At 43.3% G+C, this 19,000-nt stretch carries 19 protein-coding genes, 1 pseudogene and 1 other annotated feature; of the genes and pseudogenes, 12 read left to right on the top strand and 8 right to left on the bottom strand.

From position 1 onward, the window contains the following. Positions 1-62 precede the first annotated feature (62 nt). The 7 genes from fadD to yoaA all read right to left on the bottom strand — a co-directional run bounded on the left by fadD (position 63) and on the right by yoaA (position 7,629). Entirely contained in the window at positions 63-1,736 is a 1,674-nt protein-coding gene (gene fadD / locus PQR79_RS03295; RefSeq protein WP_238104148.1) for a long-chain-fatty-acid--CoA ligase FadD, read from the bottom strand. 214 nt (positions 1,737-1,950) lie between these two features. After that, positions 1,951-2,838, bottom strand: a complete 888-nt coding sequence (locus PQR79_RS03290; protein WP_238104149.1) for an alpha/beta fold hydrolase — start codon at positions 2,836-2,838, stop codon at positions 1,951-1,953. A gap of 176 nt (positions 2,839-3,014) precedes the next feature. Further along, the gene (locus PQR79_RS03285) at positions 3,015-3,875 is read right to left on the bottom strand and encodes a class I SAM-dependent methyltransferase (protein WP_238104150.1); all 861 of its coding nucleotides are present in this window, start codon (positions 3,873-3,875) and stop codon (positions 3,015-3,017) included. Continuing rightward, the gene (locus PQR79_RS03280) at positions 3,872-4,546 is read right to left on the bottom strand and encodes a M50 family metallopeptidase (protein ID WP_238104151.1); all 675 of its coding nucleotides are present in this window, start codon (positions 4,544-4,546) and stop codon (positions 3,872-3,874) included. Before PQR79_RS03280 ends, PQR79_RS03285 begins: the two co-directional genes overlap by 4 nt. Further along, positions 4,539-4,868 (bottom strand): hypothetical protein, encoded by a 330-nt coding sequence (locus tag PQR79_RS03275; RefSeq protein ID WP_238104152.1) that lies wholly within the window; start codon positions 4,866-4,868, stop codon positions 4,539-4,541. The genes PQR79_RS03280 and PQR79_RS03275 overlap by 8 nt, the downstream gene beginning before the upstream one ends. A gap of 62 nt (positions 4,869-4,930) precedes the next feature. Beyond that, entirely contained in the window at positions 4,931-5,632 is a 702-nt protein-coding gene (gene tsaB, locus PQR79_RS03270) for a tRNA (adenosine(37)-N6)-threonylcarbamoyltransferase complex dimerization subunit type 1 TsaB (RefSeq protein WP_238104153.1), read from the bottom strand. A gap of 71 nt (positions 5,633-5,703) precedes the next feature. Next, positions 5,704-7,629: a DNA repair helicase YoaA gene (yoaA, locus tag PQR79_RS03265; RefSeq protein WP_238104154.1), complete on the bottom strand. Its 1,926-nt coding sequence runs from the start codon at positions 7,627-7,629 to the stop codon at positions 5,704-5,706. A 168-nt stretch (positions 7,630-7,797) separates the two neighbouring features. Between yoaA and PQR79_RS03260 the strand changes: the two genes are divergently transcribed. From PQR79_RS03260 to PQR79_RS03255, 3 genes and pseudogenes are all read left to right on the top strand, one after another. Next, positions 7,798-8,268 (top strand): DUF6265 family protein, encoded by a 471-nt coding sequence (locus PQR79_RS03260; RefSeq protein ID WP_238104155.1) that lies wholly within the window; start codon positions 7,798-7,800, stop codon positions 8,266-8,268. Positions 8,269-8,369: 101 nt separating this feature from the next. Then, a pseudogene (locus tag PQR79_RS20265) lies at positions 8,370-8,558 on the top strand (DUF1569 domain-containing protein); the annotation flags it as partial. A gap of 202 nt (positions 8,559-8,760) precedes the next feature. Then, positions 8,761-9,084, top strand: coding sequence for a DUF1569 domain-containing protein (locus tag PQR79_RS03255; RefSeq protein ID WP_303648301.1), 324 nt, complete (start codon positions 8,761-8,763; stop codon positions 9,082-9,084). Between the two features lie 13 nt (positions 9,085-9,097). Here the strand turns inward: PQR79_RS03255 and PQR79_RS03250 are convergent, their stop codons facing one another. Beyond that, complete coding sequence (locus PQR79_RS03250; protein WP_238104419.1) at positions 9,098-9,466, bottom strand: Fis family transcriptional regulator; 369 nt, start codon at positions 9,464-9,466, stop codon at positions 9,098-9,100. Between the two features lie 461 nt (positions 9,467-9,927). On the opposite strand from PQR79_RS03250, the gene PQR79_RS03245 reads away from it, so the two are divergent. The 9 genes from PQR79_RS03245 (at position 9,928) to hisIE (ending at position 18,923) form a co-directional block, all read left to right on the top strand. Beyond that, a complete protein-coding gene (locus tag PQR79_RS03245; RefSeq protein WP_238104417.1) occupies positions 9,928-11,271 on the top strand; it encodes a hypothetical protein in 1,344 nt (447 codons plus the stop codon). Positions 11,272-11,526: 255 nt separating this feature from the next. After that, positions 11,527-11,645: a sequence feature (His leader region), on the top strand. A gap of 69 nt (positions 11,646-11,714) precedes the next feature. After that, the gene (gene hisG / locus PQR79_RS03240) at positions 11,715-12,614 is read left to right on the top strand and encodes an ATP phosphoribosyltransferase (protein WP_238104416.1); all 900 of its coding nucleotides are present in this window, start codon (positions 11,715-11,717) and stop codon (positions 12,612-12,614) included. Positions 12,615-12,617: 3 nt separating this feature from the next. Then, the gene (hisD, locus tag PQR79_RS03235) at positions 12,618-13,910 is read left to right on the top strand and encodes a histidinol dehydrogenase (protein ID WP_238104414.1); all 1,293 of its coding nucleotides are present in this window, start codon (positions 12,618-12,620) and stop codon (positions 13,908-13,910) included. 27 nt (positions 13,911-13,937) lie between these two features. Next, positions 13,938-14,999 carry a histidinol-phosphate transaminase gene (hisC, locus tag PQR79_RS03230; RefSeq protein WP_238104412.1) on the top strand — a complete coding sequence of 354 codons (1,062 nt, stop codon included), beginning with the start codon at positions 13,938-13,940 and terminating at the stop codon, positions 14,997-14,999. A 59-nt stretch (positions 15,000-15,058) separates the two neighbouring features. Next, positions 15,059-16,126, top strand: coding sequence for a bifunctional histidinol-phosphatase/imidazoleglycerol-phosphate dehydratase HisB (gene hisB, locus PQR79_RS03225; RefSeq protein ID WP_238104410.1), 1,068 nt, complete (start codon positions 15,059-15,061; stop codon positions 16,124-16,126). 9 nt (positions 16,127-16,135) lie between these two features. Then, complete coding sequence (gene hisH, locus PQR79_RS03220) at positions 16,136-16,786, top strand: imidazole glycerol phosphate synthase subunit HisH (RefSeq protein WP_238104408.1); 651 nt, start codon at positions 16,136-16,138, stop codon at positions 16,784-16,786. Continuing rightward, complete coding sequence (hisA, locus tag PQR79_RS03215) at positions 16,783-17,520, top strand: 1-(5-phosphoribosyl)-5-[(5-phosphoribosylamino)methylideneamino]imidazole-4-carboxamide isomerase (RefSeq protein ID WP_238104406.1); 738 nt, start codon at positions 16,783-16,785, stop codon at positions 17,518-17,520. The genes hisH and hisA overlap by 4 nt, the downstream gene beginning before the upstream one ends. Continuing rightward, a complete protein-coding gene (gene hisF, locus PQR79_RS03210) occupies positions 17,502-18,275 on the top strand; it encodes an imidazole glycerol phosphate synthase subunit HisF (RefSeq protein WP_238104403.1) in 774 nt (257 codons plus the stop codon). The genes hisA and hisF overlap by 19 nt, the downstream gene beginning before the upstream one ends. 24 nt (positions 18,276-18,299) lie before the next feature. Beyond that, the gene (hisIE, locus tag PQR79_RS03205; RefSeq protein WP_238104401.1) at positions 18,300-18,923 is read left to right on the top strand and encodes a bifunctional phosphoribosyl-AMP cyclohydrolase/phosphoribosyl-ATP diphosphatase HisIE; all 624 of its coding nucleotides are present in this window, start codon (positions 18,300-18,302) and stop codon (positions 18,921-18,923) included. The last annotated feature ends 77 nt before the right edge of the window (positions 18,924-19,000 follow it).

Below are 19,000 nucleotides of genomic sequence, written 5' to 3'. Positions count from 1 at the left end.
GCTAAAAAATACAAATGAGAAAATCAATAATAAAAAAGCCGGCTTAATTGCCGGCTATCATTTTATGCTTTCTTAACTTCATCTCGAAGTTGTCGGCGTAAAATTTTACCCACATTTGTTTTTGGTAATTCGTCCCTAAATTCTACCAGCTTAGGCACTTTATATCCCGTTAAATGATGTCGGCAGTGCTTAATTAGCTCTTCTTCGGTCAGAGATTTATCTTTGGCAACCACAAACACTTTAACTAGCTCCCCACTTGCTTCATGAGGTACGCCCACAGCAGCCACTTCAATGACCTTAGGATGCAACGCAACGACTTCTTCTACTTCATTTGGGAATACGTTAAATCCAGACACTAAAATCATGTCTTTTTTACGGTCAACAATGAAGAAAAAACCCTTCTCGTCCATGTAACCAATATCACCTGTCGCTAGCCACCCTTCTTTGTCGATAACTTTCGATGATTCTTCAGGACGTTGCCAATAGCCTTGCATAATTTGCGGGCCTTTTGCAAACAACTCACCGGTTTCACCTTGCGCGAGTACATTACCGTCATCATCACGAACTTGAATTAACGTTGAGGGAGCAGGAAAACCAATAGAGCCATTATAACCGTCTAAGTTATAAGGACAGCAGGTCACAAGCGGTGATGCTTCTGTTAAGCCATAGCCTTCAAGCAAACGGGTTTGAGTTATTTTTTGCCATTTGTCAGCCACTGCACGCTGCACGGCCATACCACCACCAATTGAAAACTTTAACCGTGAAAAATCTAATTGAGTAAACTCTTCATTGTTCACTAATGCATTAAATAATGTGTTCACCCCAGTTAAAGCGGTAAATGGGTATTTTTTTAACTCGTTAACAAATGCTGGAATGTCTCGTGGATTGGTGATCAACAAGTTTTTGCTGCCTTTATGTAAAAACAATAAGCAGTTCACCGTTAACGCAAAAATATGGTAAAGCGGCAATGCAGTCACCACAAATTCAACGCCGTCATTTAATGCCGGCGAATAGGCACCGTTGGCTTGCAGTACATTACTGACCACGTTTTTATGGCTAAGCATTGCCCCTTTTGACACACCAGTAGTGCCACCGGTGTACTGTAAAAACGCTAAATCATCGCCATTGATGTCAGCTTTGATGTATTGTAAACGCCGACCTTTACTGAGCGACTCACGAAACGATAAGGCATGTGGCAAATGGTATTTAGGTACCAACTTTTTAATGTACTTAACGACAAAGTTGACCAAGGTACGTTTAGGTGCACTGAGCTGATCACCCAAACTCGTAATAATGACAGATTCAACAGGGGTTTGGTCAACCACTTCTTCCAAGGTATTAGCAAAATTTGATACCACAACAATGGCTTTTGCACCTGAGTCGATTAATTGATGCTTTAGTTCACGAGGGGTATAGAGTGGATTAACGTTCACCACCACCATTCCTGCGCGTAAAATGCCAAATAATGCAATTGGGTATTGCAACAGATTGGGCATCATAATGGCGACACGGTCACCTTTATTTAAATGCAAATCATTTTGTAAATAGGCCGCAAATGCGCGACTGCGTTCTTCAAGTTTGCGATAAGTCATCGTCGCACCCATGTTGATAAATGCAGCTTGATCGGCATATTTTGCCACTGAATCTTCAAACATGTGTACTAAAGAACTAAATTGAGATGGGTCGATTTCGGCCGGAACGTGTTCAGGCAGGTGATTAATCCAAGGCTGGTCCACAGGTGTCTCCTAATAAATCCCACTGTGCTAAGACGTGCATTCCCCGTCAGTGGTAAAATTTTTAGCGACTGCGTATCATTAATATTGTTATCGCAGGCTTTTATGTTACTTGTAATCATAAATTGCAGTGACAATAATCATACAAGTGTTTTAATTTTTGACCATAATCACATAAATGAAATCAAAATAACAGCGATTTCAGCAGCCATAAGCACTAATTTAGAACAAAAGCTCCAATTGTTTCTGCGACCTGGTTGGCATTCCCCATATGTAGATGATGATCGCCGGCTAATGTTACCATTTTAATGTCGCTAAACCAGGTATTTGCATGTTGTTCGGTAAGAGTAAGTTGCTTATAGCCATCTTGAGCTGCGATAAATAGCGTTGGGGTATTACTGATGGTCATTAATCCGTCAACTTGTTCAAACGTAAACCGATTTAAAGAATCCAGCTTTAATCTAGGGTCACTTCTCCAAGCCCATTTTTCATTGACTAATCGCATGTTTCTCGTGGTAATCATCTCGCACCAAGGTAATGCCAGTCCGGTTAATTGATGGCGAGCTTGAATGGCAACATCCATCGATGAATACGTTGGCGTCGGCCGAGACAATTGTCGATTAAATCGTTGTTGTTGCTGTAACCCTTTATGTAATCGAGCTTTAGCATTGCTGGCAGACTCAAATAATGGCGCTAGGGCTTCAATTAAAATCAATTTTTCAATATTGTCTCCCATACATGCATTATAAGCCGATGCGACAATGCCACCTAATGAGTGCCCAAGCAGAGTGATAGAATAATTATCTTGTCTAAGCGCTTGAATCACTGCATGTAAATCATAAATGTAATCAATCCAGTGCAGAGGATAATGTCCTGGGCGATGTTCTGATAAACCATGCCCTGGCCAGTCAATGCAAATCAGTTGAAACGCATTAAGTATGCCCTGCTGTTCCAATGCATGAGCCAAAGGAATAAAACTGTCTACGTTGTCTAACCAGCCGTGCAATGCCAAAATAATCGGCTTATCTGTTTGACCATAACGCTTTGCCGCAAGGGTAATATGCGCCAATGGTAATTGAAATTCGGTTGAGTTAAGTGTCAGCATGCTTAGTTCACTTTTTTACTGTAATCGGCATTGGATGGGGCGAAGGATTGGTGCCAGAGACTGCACATATACTATTGATGTACTGGGCATAGACCAGAATAAATGATCCATTAGGAAGTCATTCAAATAACAGAGATCATCCACTGCATAAACGCAGTAGATGACCCCTATTCAACTTATTTAGATGTTATTTTCGTAAATTTCAGTGTCATTCGATCACTTTCACCAATGTCGATGTATTTTTGCTTATCTTGTTCACCCATGGCTAAACGTGGAGGAAGAGTCCACACGCCTTTTGGGTAATCTTTGCTGTCTTTTGGGTTAGCATTAATTTCTGAGCTAGCCGTCAATTCAAAACCATATTTGTTAGCTAACTCAACCATTTGATTTTGATCCATATAGCCGCTTTCTGCTGCCATACCGACATTGGCACGGTGCTCAACAACACCAAAAGAACCACCCACTTTTAATACATCATAGGCAGCTTTAAACACACCTTCTAACTCACCTTTCATTGCCCAATTATGCAAGTTACGGAATGTCAGCACGTGATCGGCAGAGTTGTCTTTTCCTAATGAAAATTTAGCCGGAGGATCTAAGGTCACAAATTGTACATTTCCGACGCTGGCTTTGTTGTCACTGGCCCACTTTTCAAATCGTAAACCTGCCGATTTATAATAAGCAGTTTGCTTGGTGTCTGTAGTCGGTTGTGTTTCAAAATTTGCCGCTACATACTGACCTTTTTCGGCTAGATAAGGTGCTAAAATTTCAGCATACCAACCACCGCCCGGCCATAGTTCAATCACGGTTTGATCTGGTTTTATATCAAAAAACGCTAAGGTTTCTGCAGGATGACGGTATTTATCACGCAGCGTATTTTCAGGTGTTCGGAACTCACTTGCCACGGCTTTTGCTAACGCGGCGTTCACTTGAGGTGCAGCAACTTGAGCGGATACCGAATCTGCAGCAAGCACGTTTGTTGTTAACCCTAGGCTCGATAAACCCATTAAGGCACCTAACATCATGTTACGTTTCATTTACTTACTCCCTTGTTGTAATCGACTTTCTGCCAGCATAGCCACAGCATTAATCCGCTAAATAATAGCCAGGTCATGACCCATATCCATGCAGGTATCCAGGTCAGCTGTGCTAGCATGACCGCATCGCCCTGACCACTTAAGCCTAATAATACCATTGGGCTTGCCATGGCATTCAAAATTATCATGAGTCCTAATATACGCAGTAAGGTGTTTAACACACTACTGTTTTTTAATTTAAGTGGTAACAAAAAAAGTATTGCCAATACGAGCAATATTGCAATGGTGAGTAGATCCCGTGCCCAAAAGACTAATGATGCCGCAACCGTAAACCCGAGTAAGCCAAGTGTAAAGCGGATAATGCTTTTTTTAGTGGCTAATAAAAAGATCACATAACCCCATAATGCTGCGCCCAAATAACCCGCATAAGCAATAAGTATACTGCTTCCACCTTGGGTAAAACAAAAACCGGCGCCATTAGGAAATAACTGAATATGGCTCACTACGCCACCGGTTAATAAGGCGGCGATACCATGTGATAATTCATGAAAGTAGCTTTCGAGCCATTTAAAAGGAATAGAAATGAAAGACAAACGCGTCAGCAAAAAAGCCACCAACAATTCAAGCATAAAGCGGCTGCGACTGGGGGTTGCCGAAACCGCACTAGGCATATAAGTCGATACCGACCATTTGTTGGATTTCGTCACGCTTAGCTGAGTGCTGTGTCGTTAAATATTGGGCTATCGCGCCGCGTTGACTCCTGGTGTCACGATCATATTCAACGCGAGCTTGTTGCTTTGCAGATAAAATCACATCATCAACAATAGCAAGTTTTTGACTATCATTGTTTTGCTGAGCAGCATCTGCAGGAATAGGATTAACAACAATAGGGTCACTGGCTGGTGTAATGGGTCGATTTCCGGCAACAGCTTGACTCAGGCTCACTGGGCCTGATTGATTGTGTGCTGTCGCGAGTGCCGGATTAATTGCCATTAACAGTTCAGTTACCTTACTTTGTGATTAACACAAATAATATGTCAAAATATCGCCAATGGCTATTCCCTACCAGGAAGTTTTTTCCATGTAACGGTATCACGCAAGTAAACAGGTGCGAGCTCATCAACACTGGTATGCAGTCCTAGTTGATGCCCTCGCTGAGCCAAAACAAGCATATATTTAGCGTCGGGATAACAGGATTCGGTACAGGGCACCGTTTGAGGTGACAATGTTAACAGCTGTGGATAAGCATCAAATCCGGTTCCACAAGCATGTATATTTTGGCTTGGGTCAAGTAACAATTCAATCGACTCTGGCGAACCGACATGTTCTTCACCCACTAATGTTGCCATGCCATCTTGAGCAATATATTGCCCCCAATACACTTCATTCATACGCGCATCAATACAACAGAGTACCTGATTGGCACCCATTTCAGTAATGGCAGCTTGTGCCATTGCCGCAAGTGTTGAAATGCCTATCACAGGTAAATCAAGGCCTAACGCTAAACCTTGAGTCATGCTGGTACAAATACGTATACCGGTAAAACTGCCAGGGCCACGGCCATATGCAATTAAATCAATATCGGCTAATGTCACTTGGGCTTGTGCTAATACGTCATCTACCATAGGTAATAAACGCTGGCTATGCTCACGTGGGGCATCAGCAATCTGGGCAAACACTTTGCCGTTGGCAGTGAGCGCTGCAGAGCAGGTTTCGGTGCAGGTATCAAGCGCGAGTATGGTTAACAGCTGTGACATTATAAAAAAGTACCCAGTAAAAACATCAAATAAGCCGAATATGATAACTGATGCGTCGTGTTTTAAAAAGCTTAAGGGATGTGTTTTAAAAATTGCAGCGCTTTGTCTAAATCACGTGTGCGCTGCATTGGAGGTAGTGAATTTATAAAAGCTTGGCCATAAGCGCGATTAACAATTCGGTTGTCGCATAAAATCAGCACGCCACGGTCTTTCTCATCGCGAATAAGGCGGCCAACACCTTGTTTTAAACTAATCACCGCTTGGGGTAACGATATATGACTAAACGGATCGAATCCCTGACGTTCAGCATTCGCAGCACGGGCTTTATAAAGCGCATCATCAGGCGAGACAAACGGTAATTTATCGATGATGACACAACTTAATAATTTACCGCGCACATCTACCCCTTCCCAAAAACTACTGGTGCCGAGTAGAACCGCATTGCCAAGTTGCCTAAATTTATTCAATAAGCTTTGTTTACTCGCCTGTCCCTGTACCAATAATGGATAAGCTATACGACTTTGTAAGGAAACAGCAACTTGCTCAAGCATGTGATGGCTGGTGAACAAAATAAACGTTCGGCCTTGTGCCGCATTGATGGCTTGAACACACACATCAACCAATTGTTTAACCGTATGTTGTGATTGCCCTACTTTACCTAAATGTCTCGGTACACAGAACATTGCTTGATTAGGGTAGTCAAACGGGCTGTCTAAAATGACTTGTTTGGCTGATGCTAGGCCTAACTCGTTAGCAAAGTGCGCTAAACTGCGGTTGACCTGTAATGTGGCTGAAGTAAAAATCCACCGGGTGTTTGAGTCAAATAATTGTTGGCATTGCTTGGCCACATTGATTGGACTTAGCCTTAACATGATAAACCTTGCGCCTAACTCAACGCTGTAGGCCGCTTGCATGTCTTTGCACTCGAAATAGTCTTGTAGTTTTTCAGCAAGTTCGTGAAGTTGTTCAAAGGCTAAATCAAGTTGATCATCGCGCCCTAGATGATGGGTAATCAGTCTTGCCAAGTCAGCTAGTGCTTGCTGCAACGCCCAAGACACTGTAGCTAACTTTTTATTAGCCGATACTTTACGCCAGTCGGTTACTTGATTGTCATACATGGCGTTATGCCAATCACTTAATGCCAGCAAGCCTCGTTGGGCTAATTGCTCAATTTGAATGCTGTCGCGGATCACCTCTCGATGAAGTTTGACAATCCCATTGAGTAAGCTGTCTATTTCACGGCTTGAAATATGGCTACCAAAGTAATTAATACAAATGTCTGGCACTAAGTGGGCTTCATCAAAAATAACCACATCGGGGTCAGGCAATAATTCAGCAAACCCGGTGTCTTTGAGCAACCTATCTGCAAAAAACAAGTGATGATTAACGACAATGACTTTTGCTTCCATAGCGCGCACACGTGCTTTACGAGTAAAACACACATCGTAATGTTCACACTTTTTACCGATGCAGGTTTCTTTGGTGCTTATCACACTGGGTAACACTTCGGAATGTTCTGCAACCGAGGTTAAGTTGCCTATATCGCCGTCTTTACTTAAATTAGCCCATTGATTAATTTTGAGTAAATCATCGATATAATGGTCACTAAAATGAGCGGCATTTTGCATTTGTTTTTCAAGACGTAACTGACATAAATAGTTATTACGCCCTTTAAGTAATGCTATGGGTACGTGCATATCTAACATTACTAGCAATGCCGGTAAGTCTTTTAAAAACAGCTGTTCTTGCAAGTTTTTACTGCCAGTGCTAACCACCACTTGTTTACCGCTGAGAATGGCTGGGATTAAGTACGCAAAGGTTTTACCAACGCCGGTACCGGCCTCAAGGATGATATTTTGTTTTTGGCTAATAGCCTCACTTACCGCCACCGCCATGTCGGTTTGACTTTGGCGGTTATGATAGTTGTGCACATTTTTAGCCAAGGCACCGCTTTGGCTAAACTGGTGGATCACGGTTTGAGTAAGTCTTGAGCTCAAAATGCCCTCAAATGGCCGACAAACACTAGCTGAAATTGTTGAGTATTATGCTGATAACACGCTTATGTTCCAACTATTAATCACAACATAAATATGTAATTGGTTATCTGAGCTGGTTTATGCCCCAAAACCACGTAAGCTTAACAAATAAAAAAAGACGAGTTCCCCATGAAATTATTACTGGTAATGCTAATGCTCATATCCTCGTTTAGCACCATAGCTAAGCCATGCGATAACCTCAATCAGCTAAGTGGTCTGTTAGGAAAATGGCAAAGCGTGCAAGCGCACAGTACATTACAAGAGCAATGGCACCGAGTCAGTGACAATACATTTGAAGGCAGTGGTGAAACTTACACCGACCAATGGCAACATAATGAGTCGCTTAGTTTATTCAACATGCCCGAAGGGATCTATTATCTCGCAAACGTGGCTCACAACCCGTTGCCTGTAGCCTTTAAACTAACCTCTTGTGAAGGTGCGTTAGCGGTGTTTGAAAACCATGATCATAACTTCCCTAATAAAATTGAATATCATTTTATCGACAGTGAACACATCCGCGTTGCCGTCAGTGGTCAAGATAGCCAAGGCTTTGAGATTAAATTTACGCGTATCAATGAAACCAATATTGAGGATGAATAATGCAGCGCAGACAGTTTATAAAATTGGGACTAATCGGAGCGGCGACTGGCGTCACTGGGGCAAGTACATTGTGATTAAGCCAAGGTAACGATTCAAGCTTACTTAATCTTACTAGTTTAAAAGCCAAACTTAATGTAATGCTCACTCTTCCTTCAGAGCAACTAGCAAGCATGAGCACGGGTGAGTGGAATAGTGCCCAGGTGTTTAGCCATTGTGCGCAAAGTGCCGAATTTTCTATGATCGGATTTCCGCAACATAAATCAGCTGTATTTAATACCAATCCTTATTAGAATGTGATCTATTTTAGGCTGCGTCACTAGACCCAGTACAATGAAAATGACTGCAGGTGTAGTCATCTACATCAACGTCATTTGAAGCCGTAATGGGGTTTGTGACGCAACCCCGAAGGGCGAATTTATCAGCGTGGTCTTCTTTGTTAGCCTTTCTTAACGTAGTGCACTATGCCCTCAAAAGGCTGCCTCGAATACCTCACTGATAACTTTCGCTAAAAGAGCAAATTCTAATGCGGATTGGTATAAGCACACCTTGGGGGCACTAGCCTTTACCGCATTTGCCACAAAAGGCGCAATGACACACAATCTGAGTGAAGCGATACCTGCAGCGCCTGCACTTGAACCTGATGTTGATGTGAAACAAGCACTGACAAGGTTTTTGAACTCTCTAACAAATTTTGGGCAGTACCAGGGAATGTTGGCACCCCATTTTGCTTACGGTGAATTAAACAAAGCAGATTATAAACTTGCCCATATTTTACATTTTTACAATCATTTAGACACGTTTCACACGTTTAGCTAAATCAACATCATCATTAATGGAACTTGTTGTTAATAATAGTTGCACTTAAGCGTAATGCCCAGTTACCGTGATGCTGTTGTTGGCAAGCGGTTTCAGTATCAAAACTGACCTGTTTATCTATATTGTGAAGTACAATGCCAACGTCTGTTAGGTTGTGTTTAATATGGGCTAACAACGTGGCTTTATGCCCCTGATGATTAAATTGCCTTAACTGCTGCTCAGTATCAAACACACACACTATGCGTAAACTTTTAGGAAACGAGCCATAGTCTACGCTATGGGTAATCCACTCAAAGCCTGAATAAAGCTCAAGGGCATGCTCGCACACATCAGTTAACGCTAGCCTCAATTGATTATCTATTTTTTTATCACTTTTACGCATGGTACTGATCTCTAATATCCTATTACACTGCCTATACAAGCTTCTATTCACATTAATAAAAATTGATGTTTAAGCAACAATTAATACCAATCCTTATTAGAATGTGATCTATTTTAGGCTGCGTCACTAGACCCAGTACAATGAAAATGACTGCAGGTGTAGTCATCTACATCAAAGTCATTTGAAGCCGTAATGGGGTTTGTGACGCAACCCCGAAGGGCGAATTTATCAGCGTGGTCTTCTTTGTTAGCCTTTCTTAACGTAGTGCAGTGCACTATGCCCTCAAAAGGCTGCCTCGAATACCTCACTGATAACTTTCGCTAAAAGAGCAAATTCTAATGCGGATTGGTATAAGCTAACTGACACAAATGATTGCAATTGCTAATGCATCATAATACCGTTAGATGACATCTATGCTATTAACAGTTTAAAAGCGAATTGTGCTTAAGGAAAAGCAAAAAATGAAATGGTTAATTGTGGTGGCGATCAGTTGGGTTGTCGGCTTTTTAAGCTATCCGCTAATTTGGCAAAATAATGCTGATAATCACCCAGTGCAGCAAACAATCAGCACTGATACCGTAATATCTCAGCCCACAGGGGTGAGCGTTTCATCCAAGACAAATATGAGTACATCACTACAGTACGATAACACAGGCCATGATCGAGAAGCGATGAAAGCATCAATATCACGAGATGGCACGCCTTACATGTCCATTTTTAGAATATTGCAGCTTGCTGAACAAGACCCTTTAGAAGCCCTATTTATTGCCCAAGATACGCAACATGATGACTTATATGGCTTTATTTTAGAAATTGCCGGCAAAAAACAATTCTCCAATGTGATCTCATGGATAACGGAGCAAAATAACACTGACGGATACGAATCATTGGTTGACAGTTATTTGCGCGGCTTAGCCTCAGTTAATCCCCTGCAAGCATTAAGCGATGTTGACTTACTCACCGTTGAGCCGATGAAAACCGCTGTCATGATGTCGATTGTTGACTCATGGGCCAGTACTGACGCAATAGGGGCATTTGAGTGGCTAAAACAACAACCCGAAAATCCCTCCACGCTCAAAATGTATTTAAATACGATGTACTACTATATCGAGCAATCCCCTAGCGAAGCGGCTAGCTTAATATCATCATTACCATTAAATGAGTCAACTAATTACCTTGTCACTTCGATGGTGTATCAATTAGTTGACAAAAATGTCCAAGAAGCCGTCGATTGGCTAGACAACATTGCCACAGAACAGCGTGCCAGCGGCGTCTTTATTATTTCTCGTAAAATGGCTGAAACCGATCCTGAAGCCGCTTTAGTCTTTTTAAATAACCAAAAACAAACTTACGAGCTCAACCAGGATTATTACAACAGTGCAGTAGCAGAAATTGCCAGTGTCGAGCCAGATATGATGCTTGCACGCATTGATGATTACGAGGTTAATGTGCAGCGCGATATCATCATTAACGCCAGTTATGCTCTTGTTGAGCATTCCGAGTCTACTTTTTTACAATCTATTGCATCCCTATCTGACGACAATAAAGACATTGCCTATCGTCAACGAGCGAATCAGTTAACCCAAACCGATCCACAGCAAGCCTTTAATGTCGCTGAACGCATTAGCGATACCAGTGCCCGTTTAGAATCCATTATTAGTACGGTTAATGTGTGGAATGCTTTTGATAAAAAAAATGCATTGATTGCCATTGATAACTCAACACAATTAACCGCTAGCCAAAAAGCAGACATCAGTAATCAAATGCAACTACAGCTCACCTCATCCAATATGATTTATCCATAAACCCATGAGGCGATTAAATATCGCGCACCCATCATGAGTAAAAATCATCATGGAGGTGCAATGCATAACTTATGCAATATATTTGGGAATTAAATGGCATTTATGCTTTGTTCACTATTGCAAACAAGCATAAATGCGGTTAAGTTAACTGCAAGTCGTTTTATACGACATTAAGTGAGTGAATAAGTCCTCATTTAAAGTGATTTTTTAAGACAAAACTAAGAGAACATTTATGAACATCCAAGTGACTACAATCCATCATCATCACCATATGCGGTAGCCTTCGGATGCTTACTGCCGGAGGACGTTATCCTTCTGGTGGTGAACATATTTTCACATAAACCCCTGGAAGGAATTTCAGGGGTTTTTTGTTTTCTACAGCATTATTTTTTAAGCTTTTAAATTTTTCGACATTTTATTTAAATATATTAAGGAAGTATCACATGAGTCAGTCAAAGCGTTTACGCATCGCCATTCAGAAATCAGGACGTTTATCAAAAGAGTCACAACAGCTACTGAAAAGCTGTGGCGTTAAATTCAACGTTAATGAACAACGTCTTATCGCTCACGCTGATAACATGCCAATTGATTTATTACGCGTTCGTGATGATGACATCCCAGGTTTAGTCATGGACGGCGTTGTTGACTTAGGCATCATTGGTGAAAACGTACTAGAAGAAGAACAAATTGAACGACAACTTGCAGGTAAGCCTGCTGGATGTACTAAATTACGTGATTTAGATTTTGGGGCTTGTCGTTTATCTTTAGCGGTACCAAATGAATTTGATTACAAAGATGCCACCTCACTTGAAGGTCTGCGCATTGCCACCTCTTACCCAAATCTGCTACGTCGTTTTATGCAAGAAAAAGGCATTAACTACAGTGACTGTATGTTAAAAGGTTCAGTAGAAGTTGCCCCACGAGCAGGCTTATCTGACGGTATTTGTGATCTGGTTTCAACCGGTGCCACACTTGAAGCTAATGGCTTATATGAAACAGAAGTCATTTACCGCTCAATGGCCTGCATCATTCAATCAAACGAAGATCAAACACCGGAGAAACAAGCGTTAATCGACAAAATTTTATCACGCATGAATGGGGTAATTCGTGCTCGCGAAAGTAAGTACATCTTATTGCACGCACCACTTGAAACCTTAGATCAAATTGTAGCCCTATTGCCAGGCGCTGAGAACCCAACGGTATTGCCATTAAATGACGATACTAATCGCGTGGCCATTCACGTGGTAAGTAGTGAAGATTTATTCTGGGACACAATGGAAGAATTAACCGCCCTTGGTGCAAGTTCAATTCTTGTTATGCCAATTGAAAAAATGATGGGGTAACACATGCAAATTCTCGATTGGGCGTCTTTATCAAAAGTTGAGCAACAACAAACGTTAGCGCGTTCACCTCTCATCGGTGACGCCAGTGTTGAGCAAGGTGTACGCGATATTATTGAACAAGTAAACAGCCAAGGTGACGCGGCGTTAATTAGCTTTAACAAACGTTTTGATGGTGTTGAACTCACCAAGCTGGCATTAACTGCAGAACAAATTAGTGCCGCATGTAATCGTGTGAGTGACGATGTTAAACAAGCTGTAGCTCAAGCGGTGGCCAACATTGAAACATTCCATAAAGCCCAAGTGTTTAATGGTGTGGATATTGAAACCCAAGCGGGAGTGCGTTGTGAGCTTCGAAGCGAGCCAATTGAGCGTGTTGGTTTATATATACCCGGCGGTACTGCGCCACTTATCTCTACCGTAATGATGCTTGCATTACCCGCAAAAATCGCCGGCTGTGAAAAACGTGTATTAGTAAGCCCACCACCCATTAATGATGCCATTGTCTATGCTGCCAATGTGTGTGGCATTACCGACATATTTCAAGTGGGTGGCGCCCAAGCCATTGCAGCACTCGCATTTGGTACCGAATCTGTGCCAAACGTAGACAAAATTTTTGGCCCTGGTAATCGATATGTCACTGAAGCCAAACGTTTAGTGTCACAAGACAGCCGTGTCAGTGTGTCAATTGATATGCCAGCAGGCCCGTCTGAAGTATTGGTGATAGCCGACAAAGACGCAAACCCAGCATTTGTCGCTTCAGATTTACTGTCACAAGCAGAACATGGGGTTGATTCACAAGTGATGTTAGTGACAGACTCAGTTGATTTAGCAAACGCGGTCAACCAAGCGTTAACTGAACAACTTGCCAAATTGAGCCGTAAAGACATTGCCGCCACCGCATTAGAATGTAGCCGCAGTATTGTTGTCAGCGATATGTCGCAAGCCGCTAAAGTATCTAACTTATATGGCCCAGAACATTTGATTATTCAAACTGCTGCACCTCGAGACGTATTAAGACACATTCGCGGTGCAGGTTCAGTGTTCTTAGGGGCTTATACCCCCGAATCTGTTGGCGATTACGCCAGCGGCACCAACCATGTATTACCCACCTATGGTTACAGTCGCTCGGTTTCAAGTTTATCGCTCGCTGATTTCAGCCGCCGCTTTACCGTGCAAGAGCTCAGTCAAGCCGGCTTACAAACCTTAGGTCAAAGTGTCATGGTACTGGCTGAAAATGAGCTGCTAGATGCCCATAAAAATGCCATCGCAATTCGTTTAGCCAGTCTACAACAATGATAGTTTAGTGAATTAGAGAACATAGCCATGAGCCCAAAAACAGCAGCGCCATTTGACCCTAAACAGTTGGCCCGACCAGAATTACTCTCGTTAACCCCGTACCAAAGTGCCAGACGTATTGGTGGCCGTGGTGATATTTGGATTAACGCTAACGAGTCACCGTTTAACAATAGTGAGTTAGATAAAGTGAACCGTTACCCAGAATGCCAACCCCCAGAGCTGATTAATGCATACAGCCAGTATTCCGGCGTAAAGGCCAGCAACATTATTGCCAGTCGCGGCGCAGATGAAGCGATTGAATTATTAATCCGCACTTTTTGCGTACCAGGTGTCGACAGTATTGCTTGTTTTGGGCCAACTTATGGCATGTACGCCATTAGCGCTGCCACATTTAATGTCAGTGTCACGGCGTTAAGTTTAACCGAAAGCTATCAGCTACCCGCTGCATGGCCTGCGCAAATCGGCAATGCCAAAATCGTGTTTATTTGTAACCCAAATAACCCTACGGGTACGGTTATCGCGAAAGCAGATATTGAGCAAGCCATTCAAGCTGCGCCCAATGCCATTGTGGTGGTAGACGAGGCCTACATTGAGTTTTGCCCCCAATACAGCGTGGCAGATTTGCTTAGCACCTACCCTAACCTTGTGGTACTGCGCACCTTATCAAAAGCATTTGCATTGGCCGGCGCACGTTGTGGCTTTATGTTAGCCAATGATGCCATTATCGATTTAGTCATGTTAGTGATTGCACCTTATCCCGTGCCACTGCCGGTGTCTGAATTAGCCACTAAAGCCTTAAGTGCCCAAGGTCTTGATACCATGCAAACTCAGGTGGCCACTTTAGTCGAACAAGGCCAGCGATTAAGTACGGCATTAAGTGCTTTTGGCGCTCAAGTACTGCCAGCAAACGGTAACTACGTGTTAGCTAAATTTGACGATGTTGCCAGCGTAGCTGAGCGCTTACGTGAGGCAGGCATTGTTGCCCGAGCATACAAAGATCCTCGCTTAGCCGATGCTATCCGCTTTAGCTTTACCAACGAGCTGCAAACCAATGCCATTATTGCGTTGTTTAAAGGCTCGGCGGCATAAACCACATTAAAAGCATAAAAGTTAACTATAAAATTACACCCTATTGTTAAGGTAGTCCCATGAAACAAAACATATTATTCATTGACCGCGATGGCACATTAGTAGAAGAGCCTGCTATCGACAAGCAATTAGACCGCTTAGAAAAACTGGTTTTCGAACCACAAGTCATTCCTGCTCTACTCAAGCTGCAAAAGGCTGGATTTCGGTTGGTGATGGTGAGTAATCAAGACGGCTTAGGCACACCTTCATTTCCAAAAGAAGACTTTGACGCGCCACACAATATGATGATGCAAATCTTTGCCAGCCAAGGTGTTAAATTTGACGATGTGGTCATTTGCCCACACTTTAATGACGAAAACTGCAGCTGTCGCAAGCCAAAACTTGGCCTGGTGAAAGACTACTTAACTCAAGGTAAAATCGACTTTACCACCTCAGCGGTGATTGGCGATCGTGATACTGACGTAGAACTGGCTAATGCCATGGGCATTAAAAGCTTTAAATACGACCGTCAAAGCCTTAACTGGGACGACATCGCCAATGCCCTATTGAGCAAAGGCCGTATCGCCACGGTAGTGCGCACAACCAAAGAAACCGACATTAAAGTGACCATCGACCTAGACAGTCAAACCAAAGGGTCAATCGAAACTGGCATTGGATTTTTTGACCACATGCTTGATCAAATTCAAACCCACGGCAATTTCAAAATGGATGTCCACGTCGACGGCGACTTAGAAATTGACGATCACCACAGTGTTGAAGACACCGCCCTCGCCATTGGTGATGCAATTCGCCAAGCACTAGGTGACAAACGCGGTATTGCGCGCTTTGGTTTTAGCTTACCAATGGATGAAGCCAGCGGTGAATGTTTAATGGATATCTCAGGGCGGCCATTTATTAAATTCAGTGCTGATTTTGACCGTGAAATGGTGGGCGAAATGGCCACTGAAATGGTGCCGCATTTCTTCCGCTCATTTGCTGACGGCCTTCGTTGCACATTGCACATTGGCTCAACAGGCGATAACGATCACCACAAAGTGGAAGCACTGTTTAAAGTGTTAGGCCGCACACTTCGCCAAGCGGTGAAAGTCGAAGGCGACATACTGCCATCAAGCAAAGGCGTACTGTAAGGAGTTAACGTGACACAACAAACTGTTTCTTCAAACAATGCCAATGACTTAACTGTGATTATCGACACAGGCTGCGCCAATTTAAGCTCGGTACGCTTTGCGTTTGAACGCCTTAACGCCAATGTCGTTGTTAGTGCTGACTTTGATGTGATTCGCAGTGCCGCGCGCGTTGTTCTGCCAGGTGTGGGCACCGCAGGAGCGGCAATGGATGCGCTAAAGCAAAAAAACTTAATCGCGTTGATTAAAAGTTTAACTCAACCAGTGATGGGCGTGTGTCTTGGCATGCAAATGCTCGCCAGCTTATCTAACGAGCATGGTGGACGTAGCGAGCAAGATATTACCTGTTTAGGCCTTGTGCCCACTGACATTGGCGACCTTGACAGCAAAGGCTTACCCTTACCGCACATGGGTTGGAACCAAATAGACGTTGGCGACCACCCGTTATTTAGCGGGATTGAAAATGGCAGTTATGTGTACTTTGTGCATAGCTACCGCGCGCCCATCAGTGAATACACCTTAGCCAGCAGCACTTATGGCGAATCATTTAGTGCAGCCATTGGCAAAGATAACTTTTTCGGGGTGCAATTCCACCCAGAAAAGAGCGCAAAAGTCGGTGCGCAAATTTTACGAAACTTTTTAAACATGGGGACACCACAGTGATTATTCCTGCCATTGATTTAATTGACGGCCAAGTGGTGCGCCTATACCAGGGCGACTACGGCAAACAAACCACTTTTGACTTAAGCCCGCTGGCACAATTACAGTCTTATCAAGCACAAGGTGCTAAGTTACTGCATATTGTTGACCTCACTGGGGCAAAAGATCCCAACAAACGTCAAACCCAGCTGATCAGCGAATTAGCCGCAGGGCTCGATGTTGATATTCAAGTTGGCGGCGGTATTCGCAGTGAAGAACAAGTCGCAGAGCTGCTTAATATTGGCGTTAAACGTGTGGTAATAGGCTCCCTTGCAGTCAAAGAGCCTGAACTGGTTAAAAGCTGGTTTGTAAAATACGGCAGCGATGCCATCTGCCTAGCCCTTGATGTTAACATCAACGAGGCAGGCGAAAAAATTGTCGCCGTTTCAGGCTGGCAATCAGGTGGCGGTAAGTCACTAGAATCATTAGTCGCCGAGTTTGAAACCGTTGGTTTAAAGCATGCCCTAGTCACTGACATTAGCCGTGATGGCACCTTAACTGGCGCCAACACCGAGCTCTATACTGGACTGGCATCAGCTTATCCTCATATTTTATGGCAAGCATCAGGCGGTATCGCCACCCTAGATAACGTTGCAGCAGTGCGTGACAGTAAAGCGTCGGGCATTATTATCGGCAAAGCCTTGCTGATTAATCAATTTACCGTTGAGGAGGCAATACAATGCTGGCCAAACGCATAGTTCCTTGTCTTGATGTTCGTGACGGTAAAGTCGTTAAAGGCGTGCAATTTCGCAACCATGAAATTGTCGGCGACATCGTTCCCCTCGCCGCCCGTTATGCCGAAGAAGGTGCTGATGAGTTGGTGTTTTATGACATTACTGCCAGTGCCCACGACCGGGTTATCGATAAATCCTGGGTAAGCCGTGTTGCAGAGCAAATTGATATTCCCTTTTGTGTAGCTGGTGGCATTAAAACCATTGAGCAAGCACGGGAAAAACTGGCTTTTGGTGCCGATAAAATCTCGATTAACTCACCCGCATTAACCGATCCAAGTTTAATCTCGCGCTTGCAAGATGAATTTGGTCGCCAATGCATTGTGATTGGGATTGACTCATACTACGACGCGGTTTCAGACAGCTACAAAGTCAAACAGTTTACTGGCGATGAAGCCGCCACCAAAGACACCCAATGGTATACTCAAGATTGGGTTGAAGAAGTGCAAAAACGCGGTTGTGGAGAAATTGTGCTAAACGTGATGAACCAGGACGGCGTTCGCGGTGGTTACGACATAAAGCAACTCAGTATGGTACGAGCGATTTGTGACGTGCCATTAATTGCTTCAGGTGGCGCGGGTACCATGGCACACTTTAAAGATGTGTTTGAACTGGCCAAAGTCGACGCCGCATTAGCTGCAAGCGTATTCCACAAAGGCATTATTGATATTGGCGAGTTAAAACAATACTTACACGCCAATCACATCGCCATTCGTTTATAACGTTGCCAAAAAAAGAGAACCTCAATGACTGATATCGTATTTGACAGCACAAACCTTGATTGGGACAAACAACAGGGGCTTATCCCTGCTGTTGTTCAACATCACCTTACGGGTAAAGTGCTCATGCTCGGTTACATGAACCAGGCCGCGCTAGAAAAAACCCTTACCACTAAGCAAGTCACTTTTTTTAGCCGCTCTAAACAGCGTTTATGGACCAAAGGCGAAACCTCAGGTAATACCCTCGATTTAATTGCAATCGATAAAGATTGCGACAATGACAGCTTTTTAGTGCAAGTCATTCCAAATGGCCCAACCTGCCACACTGGCACAGAAAGCTGCTGGAAAGACGGCAACGCGCACCCTTTTATTGATAATCTGACAAACTTGATTATTTCACGTAAAGGCCAAAGCGCCGACTCAAGCTATACCGCGTCATTATTTGAACGCGGCACTAAGCGCATTGCACAAAAAGTGGGAGAAGAAGGCTTAGAAACCGCACTCGCAGCGGCGACTCACGATAAAGAAGAGCTGGTCAATGAAGCCTCTGATCTCATGTATCACTTAATTGTGCTACTTGAAGATCAAGGGTTATCGATGGCCGATATCAATAAAAATTTATTGGACCGTCACACTAAAGCCAGCAAATAACATCCATTTAGCAGCATGGCTAAATAAACACAAAAAAAGACGCCGCGGCGTCTTTTTTATTCTCCTAAAAATGGTCA

The organism is Shewanella metallivivens (assembly GCF_028750675.1).
Classification (GTDB): domain Bacteria; phylum Pseudomonadota; class Gammaproteobacteria; order Enterobacterales; family Shewanellaceae; genus Shewanella; species Shewanella metallivivens.
The sequence above is the reverse complement of the archived record's forward strand: the minus strand, read 5'-3'. Positions and strand labels throughout refer to the sequence as shown.